This is a genomic window from Clostridium saccharoperbutylacetonicum N1-4(HMT), assembly GCF_000340885.1.
GTDB lineage: Bacteria > Bacillota > Clostridia > Clostridiales > Clostridiaceae > Clostridium > Clostridium saccharoperbutylacetonicum.
This window is the reverse complement of sequence record NC_020291.1, coordinates 50,815-73,207: the sequence shown is the minus strand read 5'-3', so window position 1 is coordinate 73,207 and position 22,393 is coordinate 50,815. Positions and strand designations below refer to the sequence as shown.

17 protein-coding genes and 2 other annotated features (1 of these 19 cut by a window edge) are annotated in these 22,393 nt (G+C 29.1%); of the genes, 6 read left to right on the top strand and 11 right to left on the bottom strand.

Annotated features, from left to right (window positions below):
- Positions 1-209, bottom strand: a binding site (T-box leader) (it extends 33 nt beyond the left edge of the window).
- 245 nt (positions 210-454) lie between these two features.
- The 4 genes from CSPA_RS00320 to CSPA_RS00305 all read right to left on the bottom strand — a co-directional run bounded on the left by CSPA_RS00320 (position 455) and on the right by CSPA_RS00305 (position 4,820).
- A complete protein-coding gene (locus tag CSPA_RS00320) occupies positions 455-2,230 on the bottom strand; it encodes an aminopeptidase P family protein (RefSeq protein ID WP_015390236.1) in 1,776 nt (591 codons plus the stop codon).
- A gap of 142 nt (positions 2,231-2,372) precedes the next feature.
- Entirely contained in the window at positions 2,373-3,617 is a 1,245-nt protein-coding gene (locus CSPA_RS00315) for an aminopeptidase P family protein (protein WP_015390235.1), read from the bottom strand.
- 80 nt (positions 3,618-3,697) lie between these two features.
- Positions 3,698-4,222: a spore maturation protein gene (locus CSPA_RS00310; protein WP_015390234.1), complete on the bottom strand. Its 525-nt coding sequence runs from the start codon at positions 4,220-4,222 to the stop codon at positions 3,698-3,700.
- 22 nt (positions 4,223-4,244) lie between these two features.
- Complete coding sequence (locus CSPA_RS00305) at positions 4,245-4,820, bottom strand: nucleoside recognition domain-containing protein (protein WP_015390233.1); 576 nt, start codon at positions 4,818-4,820, stop codon at positions 4,245-4,247.
- Between the two features lie 109 nt (positions 4,821-4,929).
- Between CSPA_RS00305 and CSPA_RS00300 the strand changes: the two genes are divergently transcribed.
- Both CSPA_RS00300 and CSPA_RS00295 read left to right on the top strand, forming a co-directional pair.
- Positions 4,930-5,115, top strand: a complete 186-nt coding sequence (locus tag CSPA_RS00300) for a hypothetical protein (protein ID WP_015390232.1) — start codon at positions 4,930-4,932, stop codon at positions 5,113-5,115.
- Between the two features lie 286 nt (positions 5,116-5,401).
- Positions 5,402-5,662, top strand: a complete 261-nt coding sequence (locus tag CSPA_RS00295; protein ID WP_015390231.1) for a hypothetical protein — start codon at positions 5,402-5,404, stop codon at positions 5,660-5,662.
- A 118-nt stretch (positions 5,663-5,780) separates the two neighbouring features.
- On the opposite strand, the gene CSPA_RS00290 is transcribed toward CSPA_RS00295, so the two are convergent.
- The 3 genes from CSPA_RS00290 to ileS form a co-directional block, all read right to left on the bottom strand.
- On the bottom strand, positions 5,781-7,154 hold the full coding sequence (locus CSPA_RS00290; RefSeq protein WP_015390230.1) for an MATE family efflux transporter: 1,374 nt from the start codon (positions 7,152-7,154) through the stop codon (positions 5,781-5,783).
- Between the two features lie 138 nt (positions 7,155-7,292).
- A complete protein-coding gene (locus CSPA_RS00285; RefSeq protein ID WP_015390229.1) occupies positions 7,293-8,291 on the bottom strand; it encodes a LacI family DNA-binding transcriptional regulator in 999 nt (332 codons plus the stop codon).
- A gap of 294 nt (positions 8,292-8,585) precedes the next feature.
- Positions 8,586-11,699 (bottom strand): isoleucine--tRNA ligase, encoded by a 3,114-nt coding sequence (ileS, locus tag CSPA_RS00280; RefSeq protein WP_015390228.1) that lies wholly within the window; start codon positions 11,697-11,699, stop codon positions 8,586-8,588.
- Positions 11,700-11,922: 223 nt separating this feature from the next.
- Positions 11,923-12,169: a binding site (T-box leader), on the bottom strand.
- Between the two features lie 142 nt (positions 12,170-12,311).
- Between ileS and CSPA_RS00275 the strand changes: the two genes are divergently transcribed.
- Positions 12,312-12,527, top strand: coding sequence for a (2Fe-2S)-binding protein (locus CSPA_RS00275; protein WP_015390227.1), 216 nt, complete (start codon positions 12,312-12,314; stop codon positions 12,525-12,527).
- A 76-nt stretch (positions 12,528-12,603) separates the two neighbouring features.
- Here the strand turns inward: CSPA_RS00275 and CSPA_RS00270 are convergent, their stop codons facing one another.
- Positions 12,604-13,659 (bottom strand): FtsZ/tubulin family protein, encoded by a 1,056-nt coding sequence (locus CSPA_RS00270; RefSeq protein WP_015390226.1) that lies wholly within the window; start codon positions 13,657-13,659, stop codon positions 12,604-12,606.
- 385 nt (positions 13,660-14,044) lie between these two features.
- On the opposite strand from CSPA_RS00270, the gene CSPA_RS00265 reads away from it, so the two are divergent.
- Entirely contained in the window at positions 14,045-14,758 is a 714-nt protein-coding gene (locus tag CSPA_RS00265; protein WP_015390225.1) for a helix-turn-helix domain-containing protein, read from the top strand.
- Between the two features lie 97 nt (positions 14,759-14,855).
- Here the strand turns inward: CSPA_RS00265 and CSPA_RS00260 are convergent, their stop codons facing one another.
- Entirely contained in the window at positions 14,856-15,575 is a 720-nt protein-coding gene (locus tag CSPA_RS00260; RefSeq protein WP_017810881.1) for a 2-phosphosulfolactate phosphatase family protein, read from the bottom strand.
- A gap of 34 nt (positions 15,576-15,609) precedes the next feature.
- Entirely contained in the window at positions 15,610-16,539 is a 930-nt protein-coding gene (mnmL, locus tag CSPA_RS00255) for a tRNA modification radical SAM protein MnmL/YtqA (protein ID WP_015390223.1), read from the bottom strand.
- Between the two features lie 132 nt (positions 16,540-16,671).
- Here mnmL and CSPA_RS00250 point away from each other — a divergent pair, with 132 nt between their 5' ends.
- Both CSPA_RS00250 and CSPA_RS00245 read left to right on the top strand, forming a co-directional pair.
- A complete protein-coding gene (locus CSPA_RS00250) occupies positions 16,672-17,733 on the top strand; it encodes a YkvI family membrane protein (RefSeq protein WP_015390222.1) in 1,062 nt (353 codons plus the stop codon).
- Between the two features lie 275 nt (positions 17,734-18,008).
- Positions 18,009-18,989 (top strand): radical SAM protein, encoded by a 981-nt coding sequence (locus CSPA_RS00245; protein ID WP_015390221.1) that lies wholly within the window; start codon positions 18,009-18,011, stop codon positions 18,987-18,989.
- Positions 18,990-19,072: 83 nt separating this feature from the next.
- Here CSPA_RS00245 and CSPA_RS00240 read toward each other — a convergent pair whose 3' ends face one another.
- Entirely contained in the window at positions 19,073-22,264 is a 3,192-nt protein-coding gene (locus CSPA_RS00240; protein ID WP_015390220.1) for a S8 family serine peptidase, read from the bottom strand.
- Positions 22,265-22,393: the final 129 nt, after the last annotated feature.

Genomic DNA, 22,393 nt, shown 5'->3' with positions numbered 1-22,393 from the left:
TTCTTACTCACTTCACAATGAATAACTTATTAGGTGACCATCATCACCCTGCAATATAACGGTTGCGCCCGTATTTCCCTAACCAATATCTTGGCTCAAAAAACATGCTCTAAGACCATCTTCATAAAATTCACAAACGCTAACTTTCAGCATGTATTAGCTCTCTTATAGAATGATTCTTTTACTACTCTTCTCATCATCGCAATCTTATACAATTAAAAATTTATGCCCTTCAGGGTATCCTGTGGACAATTAACAGTTTACAGTTGAAGTAAAATTCTTTCAGAATTTTTTAATATAATTTTACGCAGTTAACTTAAATTACAATACTTCCTGTTAATTCTCAAATTATTTACATTATACTATTTGTTAGAATTAAGTGCAATAATATATTTATAATTGATTAGTGAAATTATTTTTAATTTCTATATTAAGAATAATAACTTTAAATGTATTATATTGCTTTAGTTTCTTCTTTAAGGAATTGCTTTTCATCATCATTTAAAAATGGGCTTAATTTTTCATAAGTTTCTTTATGGTAATCATTCAACCATTCTTTTTCATAATCTGTTAGTAAATTCACATCAATTCCTTCTAAATCTATTGGACAATATGACATTGTTTCAAATTTATAAAATTCTCCAAATTCTTCATCTTTTTTATCTGGAACAACTAGCATTATATTCTCTGTTCTGATTCCATGTTTTCCTTCTCTATATATTCCTGGTTCATTAGTTAATATCATTCCTGGTTCTAACTCTACTGTATTTGGAATTGGCCTTATTGTTTGTGGTCCTTCATGAACACTTAAGCAGAAACCTACTCCATGTCCTGTTCCACATTTATAATCTAGCCCTTCTTCCCATAAAACCCTTCTACTTAATATATCTACATTAGAACCTGTTGTTCCCTTTAAGAATACAGCCTTCATAAGGCCAATATGCGCCTTTAATACTAATGTAAAATCTCTTTTTTCTTCTTCAGTCAATTTTCCCAAAATAATGCTACGAGTAATATCTGTAGTTCCATCGAAGTATTGTCCACCACTATCAACTAGCAATATCCCTTCTTTTTTTAACTCATATGCACTTTCTTCTGTTGCTGAATAATGCATCATTGCTGCATGTTCCTTGTACCCTGCAATTGTAGCAAAGCTTTCTTCTATAAATAATTCACCTTTACTTCTTATTTCACACAACTTGTCAGCTAATGAAAGTTCTGTAATAACTTCTTCTCCTACGTTATCCTTAATCCATTTTATAAACCTTACCATTGCAACTCCATCCTTAAGCTGGCAATTTTTAAGGCTATTTATTTCTGTTTCATTCTTTATTGCTTTTAATTTTGTAGTTATATTTAACTCTTCTATTTTCTTAACATCATTATTAATTTGTTCATATATATAGGCACTTACTTTGTCCGAATCAAATATGATACTGTCCTTTATTTCTTTTATATCTTCGAATACATCCTCATAATTTTTTATTATAATTCCTTCTCTAGATAAAGCTTCTTTATCTGAATCGGAAATTTTTTCTACATCTATATAAAGTATTGCTCTATCCTCATCAATTAGTGCGTATGATAAAACTACTGGCGTATTTTTAACATCGTTTCCTCTAATATTAAAAAGCCAGGCTATATCATCTAATGATGATATAATATAAGCTTTACTTCCTAATTTATTCATATCATTTCTTACTTCTTGGATTTTTTCCTTTGCACTCTTTCCACAATATTTTGTATCAAGTATAAAAACTTTTTCCTTTGGCATTTCTGGTTTATCAGTCCAAATTTCTTCAATTAAATCTTTATCCATAGCAATATTAATATTTTTGTTTTGTTTTATTTTTAAAATATCTTTGTATCTATTAACTGGTAATACTCTTCCATCAAAGCCTAACGTCTGACCTTCTGACACATTTTCCATAAGCCATTCTTCTAATGTTGGCCATCCTGGAATTCTCATCTTAAAAAGTTCTACTCCTGAACCTTCTAATTGTTGGTTAGCTTGTATGAAATACCTTCCATCAGTCCATAAAATCGCTTTTTCTAATCCAATTAAGGCTGTTCCTGCAGATCCAGTAAAACCTGTTATATACGCTCTTGCTTTAAAACATTCAGCTACATATTCACTTTGATGAAAATCCTCACTTGGCACTATATAATAATCTATTTTCTCTTTTTTCATTAGTTCCCTTAATTTTTGTATTCGTTCTGATACTTTCATTTATTCCAACCTTCCTTTAATACTGTTATTAGCAAATAAAACACCAAGTCAATGCTGTCAAACAGATTGACTTGCTATTTTACCAAATACTTTTCATTATATTTAACAAGTTAATCTATGAATTTCTTAGATGCAGTATATATTATTTCATAAACTCTTCAATTTCATTAACTTCTTTAATCATATCTTTGGTCAAGACTTCGCAACCATCCTTGGTAACTAAAATATCATCTTCAATTCTTATTCCAATAGATTCTTCACTAATGTATATTCCTGGTTCAACTGTAAATACCATTCCTTCTGCAAAAGTAAATTCTCTTCCCAATATTCCCAAATCATGGGTATCTAACCCTAAATTATGTCCTATGCTATGCCAATAATATTTATTAACTTCAGACTTTTCTTTAATAAGTCCTAATCCAATACATTCTTCAGCAATTAAATCCTTTGCCCACGCATTTAATTCTTTAGAATCTACACCTGGCTTTATCTTTTTAATAACAGCTTTATTCACTCTTAGAACAGCTTCGTAAACTTCTTTTTGTCTAGCTGTAAACTTCCCATTTACCGGAAAATCTCTAGTGATATCTGCATTATATAAATTCCATTGAGCTCCTAGATCAAATAATATTAAATCACCATCTTTTATTTCGCTATCATTATTTACATAATGAAGTATTGCCGCATTTTTTCCTGCTGCTGCAATAGTTCTGAAGGCGTAATCCTTAACTCCTTTTGTTTTACATTCAAAATCAAAATATGCTTCAAGCTCATATTCTTTCATTCCAGCTTTAGCATTTTTCATTAACGACTTTACACCTGCTATTGTTATTTCTATTGCTTTTCTCATTTCTGCTATTTCTTCATCAGATTTAATCATTCTTAGAGGTGCTATCTTATGAGATATATTTTTTATATTAATGTAAGGGTATTTTTGATTCATATCCCTTCCAAAAACATTAGCTATAGAGTCTTCTTCTTCCATTTCTTCTCTATCTAAATCTAAATATAAATTAATCTCTTCAACACCTCTTATTAACCTATTTAAATAAGAAGTAAATTCCTTCATATAAACTACATCTTTTACGCCAGATATTTCTTGCCCCTCAGTATCTCTTAAAGTCTTTCCATTCCATAACTCTTTATCTAAATCTAAATCTTTTAAGAATAGCTTTTCGCTTATTTCTCCTTTAATTTTTGACAAAACTATAATATGCTCTTCTTCTTGTATTCCTGTTAAATAATAAAAATTTTTATTAACTGTAAATTGATAGAATTCATCTCCAGTCTTTTTGCATGGCTTTCCTGAAAATAAAACTACAATCGAATTATTTTCTAAACTGTTGATTAAATTACTTCTGTTTCTAATAAATGCCTCTTTCTTCATAAATGTATCCTCTTTCCTGTTTAGAAATATTTTCTTCTACAAACATATAATACTGCAAAAATTTACACTAATAAAGATACTTAACATAAAAATATATTTACCACAAAAATTGCCATAATTATTGCTGTCATATCTGCTAGTATTGCTGCCCATAAAGTATGCCTTATTTTTTTAACTTTTATTGCTCCAAAATACACTGTAATTGTGTAAAATATTGTTTCTGTACTCCCCATTACAACAGAAGCTATAAGTCCAGTTCTAGTATCTGGTCCAAAACTTTTTATTATATCTGTAAATACCCCTATTGCTCCACTTCCTGATAAAGGTTTTATTATTAGCAAAGGAATAAGATCCTTTGGCAATCCAATCAAATTTCCGATAGGTGCTATTAGATTATTTAATAAATCCATTAATTTAGCTTCCTTAAATATTTGCACTGCAATTATCATAGCTAAAAGATATGGAAATATCCTTAAAGTTACTTGTAAACCATCTTTAGCTCCTTCTATAAACCATTCATAAACTTTTCTTCCTTTGAACATTCCATAGGTTATAATAAGTAAAAATATTATTGGTATTATGCTTTTACTTAAATAATTAAACATATAATTATTCTCCCTCTGTAAATCAAAAATACTTCTGCAATATTTTGCAGCATACTATTCCAACAATTGCTGCTGTTGTAGTAGATACTAGTGTAGGTAATATTATAATACCTGGATTTAATGAATTACATGCAGCTCTTATAGAAATTATTGTAGATGGAATTAATTGAATACAAGTAGCATTTAATACTAGAAAAAGTGCCATATCATTAGATGCAATCCCTTTATTATCATTTAACCTATTCATTTCCTCCATTGCCTTAATTCCAAATGGTGTTGCTGCATTAGACAATCCCATCATATTAGCTGTAAGATTCATTACTATAGCACCTAAAGTTTTTTCGTCCTTTGATGCTTCTTTAAAAATAAGTTTTAGAATTGGTTTTAATAATTTCGATATTTTTTCTGTGAGTCCACTATTTTCGGCCACCTTCATCGCACCACACCAAAAACACATTATACCAGTAAGTTCAATTGCAAAAGTAACAGTATTCCCTGATGAATTAATTATTGCTTTAGAAATAATTTCACCATTTCCACTCAATATCCCAACTAAAATTCCGAAAAATATTAGAAAAAACCAAATATAATTTATCATATTCTCCCCCATAGTATAATTATTCTTTACATTTATATTCCTTGCACTTATTTTTTAGTAGTGATAGGATATACTTATTAAACATAAATAAATAAAAAGGAGAATTTTCATGGATAATTCAAATTTAAAGATAGCGCAACAAGATGTAGAGGAAGCTTTAAAAGCTGTAGAAGAAATGGAAAAATATATACATACAGATTCCCCTTCAAAAGAACAATTAAAGGAAAAATTTATATGTTTATCAAATAGAGTTCAAAACTTAGAAACTATATTAATGAATGAAGGAATTCTTTAATATTAAAAATAAAAATTAATACTAATTTATAAAAATAAACCTTATATAATGGATTTTTATTCTATTATACAAGGTTTATTTTAATTTTATTAAATATATATCTCAAAATAGTCATTTTCCCCTCTTTTTTTATCTTTTTTTCTAAATCAACCATGTTTTTTGTCATCTTTTGTTGATTTTTATAAAAAATCCAATTATAATATAATTAATATTTATACTTGTTTAAGCGACGATTAAGAATTGACGTCATTTTATAAAATTTAAGCAAAAGAGGTTGATGTTGTTTATGATTATAGTAAATTGCGCTTTAAGACAAGACGATATAGTAAAAATAGTAGAAAATATTACACATGATGGTATTAATATATTCAAGTGTGTTGCAAAGGAAGATCTTCGTCTTTTTTTTAAATGTAACTTTTTCCTTAATAAAGAAAAAGCCAAAAAAATAGCTCACGATGCAATAATTAATACTAATATAGGAAGAACATTGTTTTTTAATGTTGTTGATATCAATGAGTATCCTTGGGTCAAATATCCTTATTATTAAAAACTTAATTTCGCTTTCTTATCCTCTTAATTATTTACATATAAAAATAAGTTTATCTCAAAATATTTTGGATAAACTTATTTTCATATTTTAACATCAATTATATTTGTATTAAAATTTAATTTTCAAATATAATTTTTTCTTTGTCATTATTTTCTTTCACCTTTTTTGATACTTTTGCAAAAACAATTAATGTAACCATAACTGACAAAATGTCTGATGTTGCTCCAGCAATCCAAACTCCATCCAATCCCTTAAACACTGGTATTATAAGCATACAAGGGATTAATATTATAACTTGGCGCAACAAACTTAAAAACATTGAAATTTTAACCTTGCCAATAGATTGAAAATAGTTTGTAATTATAATTTGACATCCCACTAGTGGAAGCATTACAAGAAATATTCTTATTCCATGTGCCGTAACTTCTATAAGAGAAGAGTCATTATTAAATATTACAACTAATTTTTCAGCAAAACCTTCAATAACAATAAAACCAATTGATACGATTATTGTTGCAGCAATAATCCCATATCTTACAGCCTGCCTAACTCTATCATGTCTTTTTGCACCAAAATTATACCCTATTATAGGTTGAAGACCTTGATTCAATCCAAAGATAGGCATTAAAAATATTAATGCAACACTATTTATAATTGTCATTGCACCAACTGCTATATCTCCACCATATGTTTGCAATGAATTATTGGCTACTACTTGAACAGCGCTTTGTGAAAGTTGCATAATAAATGGACTTATTCCAATTGCAAAAATACTTAACACAATTGCTTTATCAAGTTTTAAATTACTTCTTCTAATCTTAAGAACACTAGAGCCCTTGGTAAAGTAATATAAAATCCAAATACTACTTATTAATTGTGCAATAACTGTTCCAAGTGCTCCACCTCTAACACCAAGTCCTAACCCAAAAATAAATATTGGTTCTAAAATTGTATTTATAACTGCACTTGTTATCATAATCATCATTGCTATTTTAGGACTTCCATCACTTCTAATTGAGTGAGTAAGACCAAAACTTATCATATTAAATATGCATCCCATGAAGATTATTTGAATAAATTCCCTACCAAAAACTATAATATTATCACTTGCTCCAAACATTTTTAACAGTGGATCTACAAATATAATTCCTAGTATTGTAAGTAAAATACTTATAATAATTATTAATGAAAAAGCATTTCCTAAAAGTTTTTCTGCCCCTTCTCTATCATGTTCCCCCAGTTTTATTGACACCTTTGTAGCTGTACCAATCCCAATTAGCATTCCAAACGCCAATATTATAGTCATTAACGGCATTGTTATTCCAACACCGGCCATTGCTAATTCTCCTATCCCTTCAATATGTCCAATAAATACTCTATCAATTATGTTATATAAAGTATTAACCAACATACCAATAACTGCTGGAATCGAAAATTCTAATAGTAACTTACCTACACTCATTTCTTCTAATCGTTTTTGACTATTCATTAATATCCTCCTTGATAATTAAAAGCTTTCAACTAATCAAAATAAACCTTATTCTAACATTGTTTAGTTGCTGTTGCAACTATAAAAAAGGTAGTGCATTAACTACGCCCTACCTTCTAATTGTAATTCTTGTTGAAATTAAATCGTACTTTCTCTTTCAATCAATTCATGTTCTAAAACATAATGTGGTTCTTCTAGTTCTTTTTTATTTAAAAGTTTTATAAGCATTCTCATAGCTACTGATCCCATATCATAAGTTGGTTGTGAGATTGTAGTAATCTTTGGATAGAATATTGATGCAGCAAAATTATCATTAAATCCAACTACACTTACATCCTTTGGAACTTTTAACTTATTATCTCTTAAAGCATTTATTGCTCCCATAGCAATATCATCAGATGCACATACTACACCTTTAAATTTCTTTTTATCCTTTAAGAATTTTTGTATTCCTTCATACCCGCTCTTTACTTTCATTGACTCAAAATACACTAACTCTTGATCTATTTTTATGCCTGCTTCCTTCATAGCCTTTTCATATCCGATAAATCTATCTCCCCAAGCATTTTCACTATCTTTACCAACACCTATGAATGCAATTTCTTTTATTCCTTTTTGAATTAATAACTTTGTACTATCATAGCTTGCTTTAACGTTATCAATCGTTACACTTGGCAGTACACCTTCTCTATCTTTAGTTTCAACTAAGACAGTCTTTACATCTAATTCATTTATTAAATCTAATATTTCTGAATTAAGAGAGATACTCATATAGATTACACCGTCAACCATTTTTTCTTTGAGTACTCTTAAGTATTCTTTTTCTTTTTCTATGTCCAAGTCTGAATTACACAATATTATATTATAATCATATATATTGGAAACATCCTCAGCACCTCTCACAATTTCTGGGTAAAATTGATTTGATATATCTGGAAGTAAGATTCCTATTGTTTTTGTTCTTTGAGTTTTTAAACTTCGTGCAACTATATTAGGTCTATATCCAAGTTTTTTTATTGCATCTAAAACTTTTTTCTTTGTATCTTCATTTACTACATCGATATCATTTAAAACTCTAGAAACAGTTGCAATTGATACTCCAGCTTCCTTTGCAACATCCTTTATAGAAGTAGCCATTATTAATTCCTCCTTTGAATTTTTCTAGATATTTCTATTATACTAACATATTACATTATAAATCAACAAAACTTATAATAAATTTTTATTATATCATAAGTTTTGTCAAAAATCACAGTTTCTAACCTTATATTTGTAACTTTATTTAATTACTTAAAAAAATATTAAAAATAATATGTAAAAATAGTAATAAAGTTAATTTATGCTTACTTAATTCGAGTTTCATCTTGTGCAAGTAGATATTCTAAAATAGCTAGGAATTTCAATAAGACTTGAAATTCCTAGCTATCTTAACTATTTTATGACTTCTACTGTCATCTTTAATATTTCACCATTAATAGCCGCTTCTGAATAATCAGCTTCTTTGTTATAAATAACTTCATTAGTTAAAGTTTCTTTCTTAATTGTTTCTTCAAACTTCTTAATAACTTCAACTAACATATCATTATTTGCTACATAAAGCTTTATCTTATCTGCTACTTCAAAACCTTTATCTTTTCTCATATTTTGAATCTTTGAAATAATTTCTCTTACATGACCTTCTTCTTGAAGTTCTGGTGTTACTGTAGTATCTAAAACAACTCCTAGTTCACCTTCACCTGCAAATGCATAACCTTCTAATCCCTGCATTGTAACTAAAAGATTTTCGTTTGTAAGAACTATTTCTGTATCATTAACAACTATAGTTTCGCTTTCACCATTTTGAATCTTTTGAGCTAATTCCATTTGATTCTTTTCCGAAATTGCTTTTTTGATCTGAGGAATTAATTTACCATACATTTTACCTATAACAGGTAAGTTTGGTTTAATTTCGAAGTTAACATATTTAGAAAGGTCAGCTCCTAATTCAACCATCTTGATATTTAATTCTTCTTTTACTATATCTCCATAATACTCTGGAAGCGATTTTGTTGAAATAAGCAATTCTGAAAGTGGCTGTCTATTTTTAATGTTAGCAGCATTTCTAGCACTTCTTCCAAGCTTAACTAATGTATAAGCTAAATCCATTTCCTTTTCTAATTCTTCATTTATAGCTTCCTTATTTACTTCTGGCCAGCTACATAAGTGAATACTCTCTGGAGCATTCTTATCAAGATTTAAAACTAAGTTTTGATAAATCTCCTCTGTCATAAATGGTACAAATGGTGATGCTACCTTAACTAAATTAACTAACACTTTATATAATGTTACATAAGCACCAATCTTATCATCTGTTAATTCTTGTGTCCAGTATCTAGCTCTGTTTCTTCTTACATACCAGTTTGATAACTCATCTGTAAAATCTTCAATAGCTAACGCTGCTTGAGTGATCTTATAAGTGTTTAATCCATCATCAACTGTTTCAATTAATGTATTTAGCTTAGATATAATCCATTTATCCATTACATTTTCTGAAACAAAATCTGCATACTTAGTTGGATCAAAATTATCTATTTCAGCATATAACACATAGAATGAATATACATTCCATAAAGTTCCTAAGAACTTTCTTTGAGTTTCTGCAACGTCATCAACTGAAAATCTTGTTGGAAGCCATGGAGCACTTGCAGTGTAAAAATGCCATCTTGTAGCATCTGCACCTTGACTATTTAGCACTTCAAATGGATCAACAACATTTCCCTTAGACTTAGACATCTTAAGTCCCTTTTTATCTAATACGTGACCTAGTACTATACAGTTTTCAAATGGATTTGTATCAAATAAACATGTTGATAGTGCCATTAATGTATAGAACCATCCTCTTGTTTGGTCAACAGCTTCTGATATAAATTGAGCTGGAAAATTCTTTTCAAATTTTTCTTTGTTTTCAAATGGATAGTGCCATTGTGCAAAAGGCATTGATCCTGAATCGAACCAACAGTCAATTACTTCATTAGTTCTAGTCATTTCCTTCCCACAATCAGGACATTTTAACTTGATTCCATCTACATAAGGTTTGTGCAATTCTATACCTTTGCAGTCTGTAGTTGCCTTTTCTTCCAATTCAGCTCTGCTTCCAATGCAATCTCTATGACCACATTCACATTGCCATATTGGAAGTGGTGTCCCCCAGTATCTATCTCTCGAAATACCCCAATCAATAACATTTTCAAGGAATTTACCAAATCTTCCTGTTCTAATGTTATCAGGATACCAGTTTACTTTATCATTATTTTCAAGTAACTTATCTCTCATTTGAGTCATTGCAACGAACCAGCTGTCTTTTGGATAATATAAAAGTGGTGTATCACATCTCCAGCAATGAGGATATGAGTGAAGATGTTTATGCTTATCAAATAACTTATTATTTTCTTCTAAGTAATTACAGATACTTTCATCACACTTTTTAACAAACTTTCCTGCCCATGGAGTTACTTCTGAAACAAAATTACCACTTGCATCTACTAAATTTACAAATGCAATACCATTTTGCTTTGCAACAAGACTATCATCTTCACCATAAGCTGGTGCAATATGTACTATACCAGTACCATCTGAAAGTGTTACATAATCTCCATGGATTACTACAAACGCTTTACCTTCAACTTTAGCAAAAGGCATTAATTGTTCGTATTCAGTACCTAATAATTCTTCACCTTTATACTCTTTAATTACTTCATGTTCTAAATCTTTAAGAACTGTTCCTATTAAGTCCTTAGCTAATACATAAACTTCATCACCGACTTTAACATCAGCATATGTGTAAGCCTTATTGATACATAATGCTAAGTTAGATGGTAATGTCCAAGGAGTTGTTGTCCAAGCAAGTATATACTTGTTTTCTTCTCCTTTAACTTTAAACTTAGCTGTTGCAGTTAAGTCTTTAACATCCTTATATCCTTGAGCAACTTCATGAGATGAAAGAGCAGTTCCACATCTTGGGCAATAAGGCATTACCTTATGACCTTTGTATAATAAGCCTTTATCCCATAATTTCTTTAGTGCCCACCATTCTGATTCAATATAATTATCATGGTAAGTTACATACGGATCTTCCATATCAACCCAATATCCTATTTGATGTGACATATCTTCCCATAAGCTAACATATGAGAATACACTATCTTTACATTCTTTAATAAACTTTTCCACGCCAAAATCTTCAATTTGTTCTTTTCCTGAAATTCCAAGCTTCTTTTCTATTTCTAATTCTACAGGAAGCCCATGAGTATCCCATCCTGCTTTTCTTAGAACTCTATGGCCCTTCATAACTTTATATCTTGGAATAATATCTTTCATAACTCTAGTTAAAATATGACCAACATGAGGTCTTCCATTTGCTGTTGGAGGTCCATCATAGAAAGTGAAATACTCTCCATCCTGATTAGAATCAAAGCTCTTTTTTATAATATCTTTTTCCTTCCAAAGCTTTGCTATGTCTTTTTCGATGTTGACGGTACCTTTTGACGAATCTACCTTGTTGTACATTAAAAATCCCCTTCCTTATAATCAGTTTACAGTTTACAATTTACAGTTGCTAGGATAAAAAACGCTTCGCATTTTTTATATATTATTTTTTTAAAGCTTATTATTCAATATTCCTGAGACCATTAACTGCTAATCACTAACCTTATACTTTCTAAATTCTTATTTTTTAGCCCTTATAGACTTTAAAAATTCTATGATTTTTTGTAAATAAAAAAACTCCATCCTAAAGGACGAAGTTGAATTCGCAAACCACCTAAGGCTAAACATTTAAACAAAAAATTAAATGTTTAAATTCAAGTACTAACATACTCTATCCTTTAACGCAGGCTGTACGTGATAACTTATTCAGCATAAAGCTTTTCAGTCTCCAACTCCTAGGTGATTTTCTCCTAGACTTATTATAGCTTTGCACCAAACAGCTACTCTCTAAAAATGTCATCCAAGATACTTTTCCTAATCATAGTCTTTTTATTGTAATAATTATATATTAATGATTTTTAATTGTCAATTATTGAAAAACATTAAATAAAATTTATTAATAAATTCTATTGACCAATTTAAAATGAAATGATTTAATTATCTAAAATAACTATCTGCAAAGGAGAGTTTTTTATGGAAAATGATTTAAATGAAGCTATTTTAGATAAATTAACCAAAACTTGTACCTGTAAGCTAATTACTAGAGCTAAAATCAAAGAGGCTATTAAAAATGGTGCTTCAACTGTAGAAGAAGTTCAAAAAGCTACAGGTGCCGGAAGTGGTAATTGCAAAGGAAAAAATTGTTCACCAAGGATTTATCAATTAATCAAACAATATAACAATAAATAAAATTATGAGTGGGTATTTCACTAAAACTAGTCCAACATCCACTCATATTTATGTCTTATATTATATCATGCAATGACTATTCAAAAGAAAATTCTAGCTCTCCACCATCACCTACATGAGAGTCTTCTATTCCACTATTATTTTCTTTAGTACTACCTTCATCATCAAAATCTATAATTAAACTTCTCTTTTTAGATCTTTCCAACTTTCTCTTAGATTTATCATCTAATGCCATTTTTATTAATTTAATTGATTTTGTAGGAGTTTCGCAACCTCCAAGAACAACTACATTAAAGTCATTATTGTATGTGATATAAGTACTTCTATAAACTTCAAAACTTTTAGCAATTTCATTTGGATCATAACCATCGATTTTTAGATTTATACCTAAATAATCACAATCATATGTATCTGGTTGCGCAAATATACTATTTTGTATAGCTAAATCTATAGCACTCTTTGCATCTTTTAATCCATCATAAAGTTTAAAGACAAGCCCTGATCCATCTGCTGTATTTATTCTCAATGAATCTTTCCTATCAATAGTACCATCAATATGCGTTCCCATTAGATTATATGCCAAATCTAAATTATCAACCACTTCATTGTTTATCTCTTTATATGTATTTCTTTTATTATTATCAACAAACTTAATATCACTTATCAAATCCATTATACTGTTAATATCATTCCAGCATTCTATAGTGTTTCTTAATGATAACTGATCTTCAGTTAAACTTGGTAAAATTGCCACCACATTTATTTTTGTTGTAGGTATGGCAGCAGATGCTATTTGTATAAACGTTTTAATTGCACCTGATCCTGTCCCACCTGCCATGCTTGTAAAGACAACCATAACTTCTGTTTGAGGATATTTTCTTAATAAAGTCCCTATAGCATTTGCATTATCTTTTATCATTTCTTTTGATTTAGTACGATCTCTTCCAGAGCCATCAGTTCCTGGATATAAATAAACATTTTTGTCGATATTTGCATTTTTTAACGGCTTAATATCAAACAAACTACTATTGAAAAATAATCCATTATAACTTTTATTCTTACTCAATAAACCATCTACTACATTGCCAGCACCTTGTCCTAATGCAACTAATAATATTTTGCTCTTTTCCATAACTTATCCTCCCAATTATTTAATTATAACAAATTTATCCTATCATTTTGAATATTTATTATTTTTTATTCTCTATATTTATTATATAATATTAATATAGCTATATTAACAATTATAATTTTATACTATACTGGCAGAAATTTAAAGTACAATTATTTATAATCTGATTAATTTCAACAATAAAAAATTAAAATACTCTGATTTAGTAATAATTAAGTTTATTATAAGTAAATTTAATTACAGATTTTAATATTATAATAAACTAATTATATAATTCTAGGCATTTTCTTAAATTATTAAATTATATTAGGGGTTTTATATGACATTTAATTAATCATACTAATTTGTTTTAATTTGAATTTAATTAAGGGGGATTTAATAAACTATGAATTCTGAAAATGCACAAATAAATATTGATGAAGAAGTTATAATAAAAAAGAAAAAAAGAGGAGATTTATCATATTATACAATTAGTCAGGTATCTTCTTTACTAGATGAAGAAGACAAAAATATACTCTATTATACCAACGTTTTTGATAATATTTTACAAATAGAAATATCAGATAAAGAATTACGATATACAGCTAGAGATATAGATAAACTTGAATTTTTAATTAAATTAAAGAACAAAGGAATGACTATTAAAGAAATTCAAAATTACTGCCAAGAATTTCAGTTAGATATTGGCGCTATGATACAAAACAAGGAAAATAAAGAAATTGAAGACTTTAAAAAATATTTAGCTGACAAGATTACTGAAAATAATCAATTATTCGTTCAAAAAGTTGCTGAAGCAGTAGTTCAAGAACAAAATAAATACATGGAAAATCTTAAAGATACTATTTTAAATGAACTTAAGGATCACATTGACTCTAAATTTCGTATAGAACATAAAACTGAAGAAAATTCGTTAGAAAGCACTATAACTACACAACTTAATGAATTTAATCAATTATCCATATCTAGAGATAACAATTTGATAAATGAAATTAAAAAATTTAAGAATGTAATTGAGCAAGCTTATTACATTCAAAATGAAGTTCAATCTAAAAAAACTGGATTATTATCAAAATTATTTAAAATTATTCATTCGAGATAATTACGAACGGATCAAGAATATCCTTAATTTCTTGATCCGTTCGTTTTTTATTTAAAAATAATTTTATTTTCTTATTAATTAGAAGTATAAATTCTGTTTAAATTAATATTGTTATCTTATTATCTTTATACTCTGGAACTATATCTATAATACTTTTTTTAGTGCAATAACTAATGTCATTATCCAAATTTAGAGCTTTCATAACTGAATAATGCGTTGCTTGCTTTACATAACTCATTATCTCTAAATTTCCTTCATATATTATATTAGCTGTCTTTGCTATATCCGTAAGTTCTAACTTTTCACCATAAACTAACATTTCATTAATTATATACCCACTGCAAATATAATCATCCATGGAAAAATTTCCATTGGTTCCTGCATTTATAATAACTGCATCTTGATTTAATTCAATTAATTTTTTAGCTACTGCCTTTGCATTTATCATAGCACCTATTAATATTCTTCCTGCATACTTTGATCTAGCAAGCGTCCTAGTCCCATTTGTTGTTGTAAATAAAACTTTCTTGTTTTTTACAATATCCTCTGTGTACTCTAATGGAGAATTAGATAAATCAAAACCATCTATTTTGACAGCATTACGTTCTCCTCCCAATAAGTAATTATCTCTACAAATTTTATCTGCAGCCTCCAATGTTTCTTCTATTGTTAAATATGGAATGACTTCTTCACATCCATTACTTAACGCTGTAACTATTACTGAAGTTGCCCTAAACATATCAATTACTACAACAACTTTATCCTTAATTTTACTTTCCACTATATCATTAGCGGATATTATAATATCTACTTTCACCATGTTACCCCATTTCTAAATATAATAAACTTAATTACTCCTTAAAATTCTTTCCTTGCCATAAATCATTTTCTTCCATAACCTTATCTATTGAGTTAAGCACTTCCCATTTTTTCAAACTCCACATTGGTCCAATTAAAAGATTTCTTGGTGCATCTCCTGTTAGTCTATGAACTATCATATCTTTTGGCAAAAGAGTTATTCCCTCGGTTATTAACTCAATATAATCTTCTTGTGATAAAAATTCTAGCTTTCCTTGCTCATACAACTTAACCATAGGTGTATTCTCCATTAGATGTAACAAATGAAGTTTAATTCCCTTCGCACCTGAATGAGCAATGTAATTTATAGTTTTTAACATATCAGCCTTAGTCTCACCTGGTAATCCTAAAATGTCATGAACTACTACATCAATATTTTTTTCCGTTAACTTGATCATTGCTTCTTCAAAAACTTCAAGCTTATATCCTCTGTTTATCAATTTTGCCGTTTCATCACTATACGATTGAAGTCCAAGTTCTATCCAAAGATAAACTCTATTATTTATTTCCTCTAATAAATCTAAAATATCATCATCTAGACAATCTGGTCTTGTAGCTATTGCAATAGCTACAACATCTTCCTGCTTTAATGCCTCTTCATATTTTTTTCTAAGCTCCTCAACTGGTGCATATGTATTTGTGTAAGCTTGAAAATAAGCAATATACTTTCCATTCTTCCATTTCTTAGCCATCATATCTTTAATATTGTTAAACTGTTTTGTAATAGATAATTCCCTATTACCTGCAAAATCTCCTGAGCCTCTTTCACTGCAAAAAAGGCAGCCTCCACTACTTATCTTGCCATCTCTATTAGGACAAGAAAAACCTCCATCTAAAGATATTTTAAATACCTTTTCACCAAATTTATCTCTTAAAAAATAATTTAAACTATGATATCTTTTACCATTCCAAAAATTATTCATATATCCTCCGTAAATTTAAAATATTACTATTTCTAAATAAAAAACATTTCTTTAATATTGTAACATTTAAAGAATAAAATAAAAGTAACCCTTATATATTATTACAAGGAATATTCTTTAGGGGGATAAACATTGAAAAAGGAATTAACTAAAATCTTTCAGGTTGCCACAGTATTTATCGGCACAATTGTTGGTGCTGGCCTTGCTTCTGGAAGAGAAATTACAGAATTTTTCACTCAATATGGAATAGAAAGTTTTTTAGGTATTATAGCCTGTGGAATTTTCTATATTCTAATAAGTTCTATAATTTCTAAAATAAGCATTGATCATAATCTTAATTCATATAGTGATGTCATGAATATAGTAAGTCCAAATATACTCGGTAAATTAACTGGTCTTATAACTACATTTTTTCTTATTTCCAGCGCATCTATAATACTAGCTGGAAGCGGAGCTTTAATTAATCAATTTTTCCATCTACCAAAGATAATTGGTTCATTAATTATGATTTTTATAGCTGTGATTTTTTTATTAAGAGATACAGAAGGTTTAATAGAAGTTAATTCCTTTATCGTTCCAGCATTAATAGTTACTATTATCCTAATTACAGTCTTATACTTTGCCTTCTGCAAAGATATAGTTACATTTAAAAATATAGCTAATTTTCCACCTAAAAAATCTGGAATTCTTATGTCTACAATATTATATGCAGGCTATAATACGCTTTCTGCTTCTGGAGTTCTAGTTCCAATAAGTAATCAAATGAAAAAAACTAAGATAATGATTACTGGAGTAATTATTGGTGCAATTGGTCTCACCATACTTTGCTTAATGATAAATCTGTTATTAACTGTTAATCAACCATATATATATAACTATGAAATTCCATTACTCTTTGTGGCCAATAGATTTGGTAATATAATTCAAGCTTTATTATTGGTTATTATTTGGCTAGAGATGTTTTCAACTGAAGTTTCAGATATCTATTCAATAAGCAAAACTTTAACTAATACCTTTAATATTGAATTTAAAAAAGGCATATTTATAGTTATAGCTTTTGCTCTTATAATTTCTCAATTTGGTTTTGGAAACTTAATTAACAAGTTATATCCTATGTTTGGCGTATTAAGTTTAATATTTATATTTCAATGTATTTTATTTTATTTTAAACATAATTGCAATTGTGATAAATAAAGTATAGTTAAATATATAAGTTACAATTAATATTACACATCTCAATTTAAGAATATCATAATTAATTGATAACTAAAATTTGATAATTGTAATATATATAACTATGCTATAATTTGTTTTAGATAAAATTATATCAGCACCTGAGAATAAATAACAGGTTAAAAATTGCTAATATAAGTTCCGATGTTGCAAAATAGTTCCGTATTGCAGCATAGCTGCTCTTTCTAGCAGTGCATAGCTGCTCTTTTTAAAGGTGCATAAAGGAGTTAGTATATATGACCAATTCAATTAATACAATAGACAACAATAATTTAAATATGCTTAATGAATGTAAACTCTGCAATAGAAACTGCAAGGTTAATAGAAATAATGATGAAACTGGATTCTGCAAAGCTTCAAATAAAGTAAGACTTGCCAAAGCCTTCTTGCATCTTTGGGAGGAGCCACCTATTTCTCAAGGAAAAGGATCAGGAACTGTATTTTTTTCTCACTGTAACTTTAATTGTGTGTTTTGTCAAAACTATGATATAAGCCAAGGAAATACCGAAATACAAAATCCAAACTGCAAAACTTCAGTTATAGGACTAGATGTATCTATTGAAAGACTTTCCGAAATATTTTTGGAACTCCAAGAAAAAGGAGCTAATAATATAAATTTAGTCACACCAACTCACTATGTTCCTCAAATTATTGAAGCATTAAAAATTGCAAAAAAAAATAATCTAAATATACCTATACTTTATAATACAAATGGTTATGATTCTATTGAAACACTCAAAGCACTAAATGGATATATTGATGTTTACTTACCAGATTTTAAGTACTTTAATGATAAATATGCATTAAAATATTCTAAGGTAAGCAACTATGCTTCTAACACCATAAAAGTAGTTGATGAAATGTTAAATCAAGTTGGTACTCCTAAATTTGATTCCGAAGGAAGAATAATTAAAGGTGTTATTGTACGACACTTGATGCTCCCTGGACTTCTTTTTGACTCAAAAAAAATAGTTGATCTTCTTTATAGCAGATATGGCAGCAATATATATATTAGTTTAATGAATCAATATGTTCCTATGTTTAATGCTTGTAATTATCCTGAAATAAATAAGAGGCTAAATACAAAACATTACGATAGTTTAATAAATTATGCCTTAGAACTTGGAGTTACAAATGGATTTATTCAAGATGAAGGTTCTAATACTACAGATTTTATTCCTTCATTTAATTTAGATGGAATATTAAAATCACAATAGATTTCTATAATAATATTAATTTAATATTAAAAGAGTTGGCTATGAATTTCTTAGTCAACTCTTTATTATTAACAACTTAAAAATTAGTAATAAAATTTTGGTATTCCTCTTTTATTATCTACCCCAGGTATTATTGGCGGAATAAATTCATTAATTTCTAACACTCTACTAGATTCAGTAGTTGTAAGCTCTGCAAGTTTCGTTACTCCAACGTAAACATCTGATATCTTATACCAGGTTGCATAATCAACTATACCTGTTTGTGGTAATGTAAATATTTGTTGAAATGTTTTTACTGCATCTGCAGTTTTTTGAGTATACTGACCATCTTCAGCTTGTTTTGGAATCAATGGATAATTCCTTGCTATTCTATTTAATTGGCCTTGTATTGTTCTTACATCTTGCCCAGATGATCCAATAGATAATGCATTTCCTGGGTATGATTGAGGGCTTCCCACTACCTTTTCAGCAGTAACTAATTCAATATCATTTCCATAGTAATTTTTTAATATATCAAATGGCACCATACCTTGTTGTGCTAATTCTTGGCTGCCCCATTGACTTAACCATTGTGGACAAGTAACACTCTTTCCATCACAGTATTGTGTAAAAAGTGGCTGTTTCTTTCCAATTCTTCTTACATAAGTAGAAAAAATCTCATCTACAACTTGACTTATACTATCATAAATGTTTCTGCCATAATTAAATGCATGATCATAAGCTGTAGAGCTTGTAATATCAAAATTCTTGCCTTTACCTCTATACCATTCCGTGAAAATTCTATTTAAAGTAAAAGATATTATACAAAAAATATTAGCCCTCAATGCTGAATTATTCCAAGTTGAGTATATTTCACAGGAAGCAACATTTTTGATATAGTCCTTAAAGGGTACTTTATAATTTGGAGCTGATGGATCATTTGGACTTCCTTGATGAACAATAATGTATTCTGGCACTATAGGTTGAGGCAATACAACTCCTGATGTTGGTGGTGGTAATGGTTTGTCTACCTCTTCTGGTATCTTAGGTGGATAATTACCATTCAATGTATTTGGCTGTACATTTATAATCTCTTGTCGCATATCACCTCTTCCTAAACTAATTTCTAAATTACATATTTGATATGCTACTTGAGTCGGAAACACTTGACAACCTCTTATTACTATTGGCTTAAACCCATTTCTTTCAACAGTTATATCATACATACTATACGGTATCTGATTACTATTTTTATTTAATGAAAATTCTAGTGGCGGTGCAGCCAGTTCTATTTCTGTTGTTAATCCTACCGAATCTGTAATTAACTCAATGCTTTTGATGTTTTCAGTCCCTTGGGTTCCTTGGACAGTTATCTTAGCTCCATCAATTGGAATATAGTTATCCCCTCTAAAACACTGAACTTTTAATCTTCCTTTATTACTCATAGGATTTGTATTACTTGTACTCTCCATATCTTTCCTCTTTATATTTTTTCTCAAAATATTATATTTATTATCTTTTATATTTGTTACTGATGCACCCTTATGAACTTTATCTCCTCTTGATAAAATTGCATTTAAATCTGCCTCCAATAAACTTATGCTATCAAAAGCACACACTTCACCATATCCCCATAAAGGATTAGGATATGTTACATCTGTACGCCTTCTTTTGGCTCCTTTTATTAAATAATATTTTAGCCTTTGACCAAATAAATATGGATCATTTCCTTTGAGTATTCCCCATTGCATCATTAGCGCACATATTCCTGCTACTTGAGGTGCTGCCATTGAGGTCCCTGTTTTATTATCATATCCTCCATTTGGTACTGGCCCAACAATATCTTCCCCTGGTGCAACTAAATCTGGCCTCGTTAAGTTCCCTTGATTTATAACTCCTCTCCCGCTAAATGAAGAAAGGTTACCAGTTCTATAATTATAACTTCCTACTGCAATTATATTATCAACAGTTGCTGGTATTCCTAATGTATTATACTGAATTGGCTCCATAAACTTTGTACTAGGATTAAGCCCCTCTAAAACAGGAAGCCATATAGAATACCCTCCTAAGTATTCATTTAAAACATTAATTTCTAAAGTCCATACTCCTTCAACTAGATATCCTGTTCTTGCTGAAAGAATAATTTTTATTTCACTTGTTAATTCAAATGGTTTAGGTCCTGCAACATATATATCATATCTATCACGCCCTATAGTGCCTTGAATATATCCTTCCTGTATAGTAATATTCCCGCTATTTTGTCCCGTTGGATTTATTATACTCACTGATATATTAGGAAGGATTGGCTTATAGAAATTCATAACTATTGTTTTTTCATCACTTCCTATATTAAAAGTCTCCCTTTGAGTTTTTATTAACTCACCACCAACATGATGTCCTGCATCTCCCTCATTTCCTGCAGCAATAACAATTGATACTCTCTCTAAATTTGATACAGTTCTTATATATTGTTCTAGTAAGCTTCCTCCGTCATGTGCCCCATCATTTGTGCTCAAACTTAAACTAATAACTAAAGGCATATTTAATTCTTTGCTTTTATCAAGCAGAAACCTAATCCCTTGCATTATTTGTGAACTTAAAATTGCAGTACCTCTAGCAGCCTTAACCATTGCTATCGATGCATTCGGAGCCACACCTTTATACATTTGATTGATATTACCTCCAGCACATGCTATGCCAGCTACATGAGTTCCATGACCTGTATTATCTAAAGATGGAACTATTGAATATGGGTTAGGTGATTTTATTGCCTGATTTATAGTTTCCTTATTATAAATAGTTCCGCCTGTGCTTAAATCATAAATGTATTCTATTCTAGTGGTTCCAGCAATATTCATAAATGCTGGATGAGTATAATCTATCCCTGAATCTACAAATCCAACTAATACACCGTCTCCTAAAACACTATAATCAGAGTTAACTTGAAGAATACAAGATACTCTATTACTTGCCTCATCTTGTTCATATAAATTTTTTGGTAATTCAATATACTGAATCGTATTACTTAAGGCTAATTGCTCTAACCTATCCCTAGGTATATTAATCACTGCGAAACTATAACCCAAATCCTGAAACTTTCCACCTAGACTTTCAATAAAAGCTCGTGTCTGTTCTGGCGTATCCCTATATAAAATAATAAGTTCCAACATATTATTCTGATTTTCCTGCATGCTATATTTATAACCTATTTGATCTAATATTGCTTTTGGTACATTAGTTAATAATCCTATCGATGCATCAGTTTTAGAAGATATATCACTACCTATTTCAGGCATAATAATCACATCCTGTATAAATATATATTTAAGCATACTATACAAATGAAATATTTATGCAATAAAAAATAGAGAATAATTCAAATATGAGCTATTCTCTATTTATAATTTGCTATTTAATTATTTTGA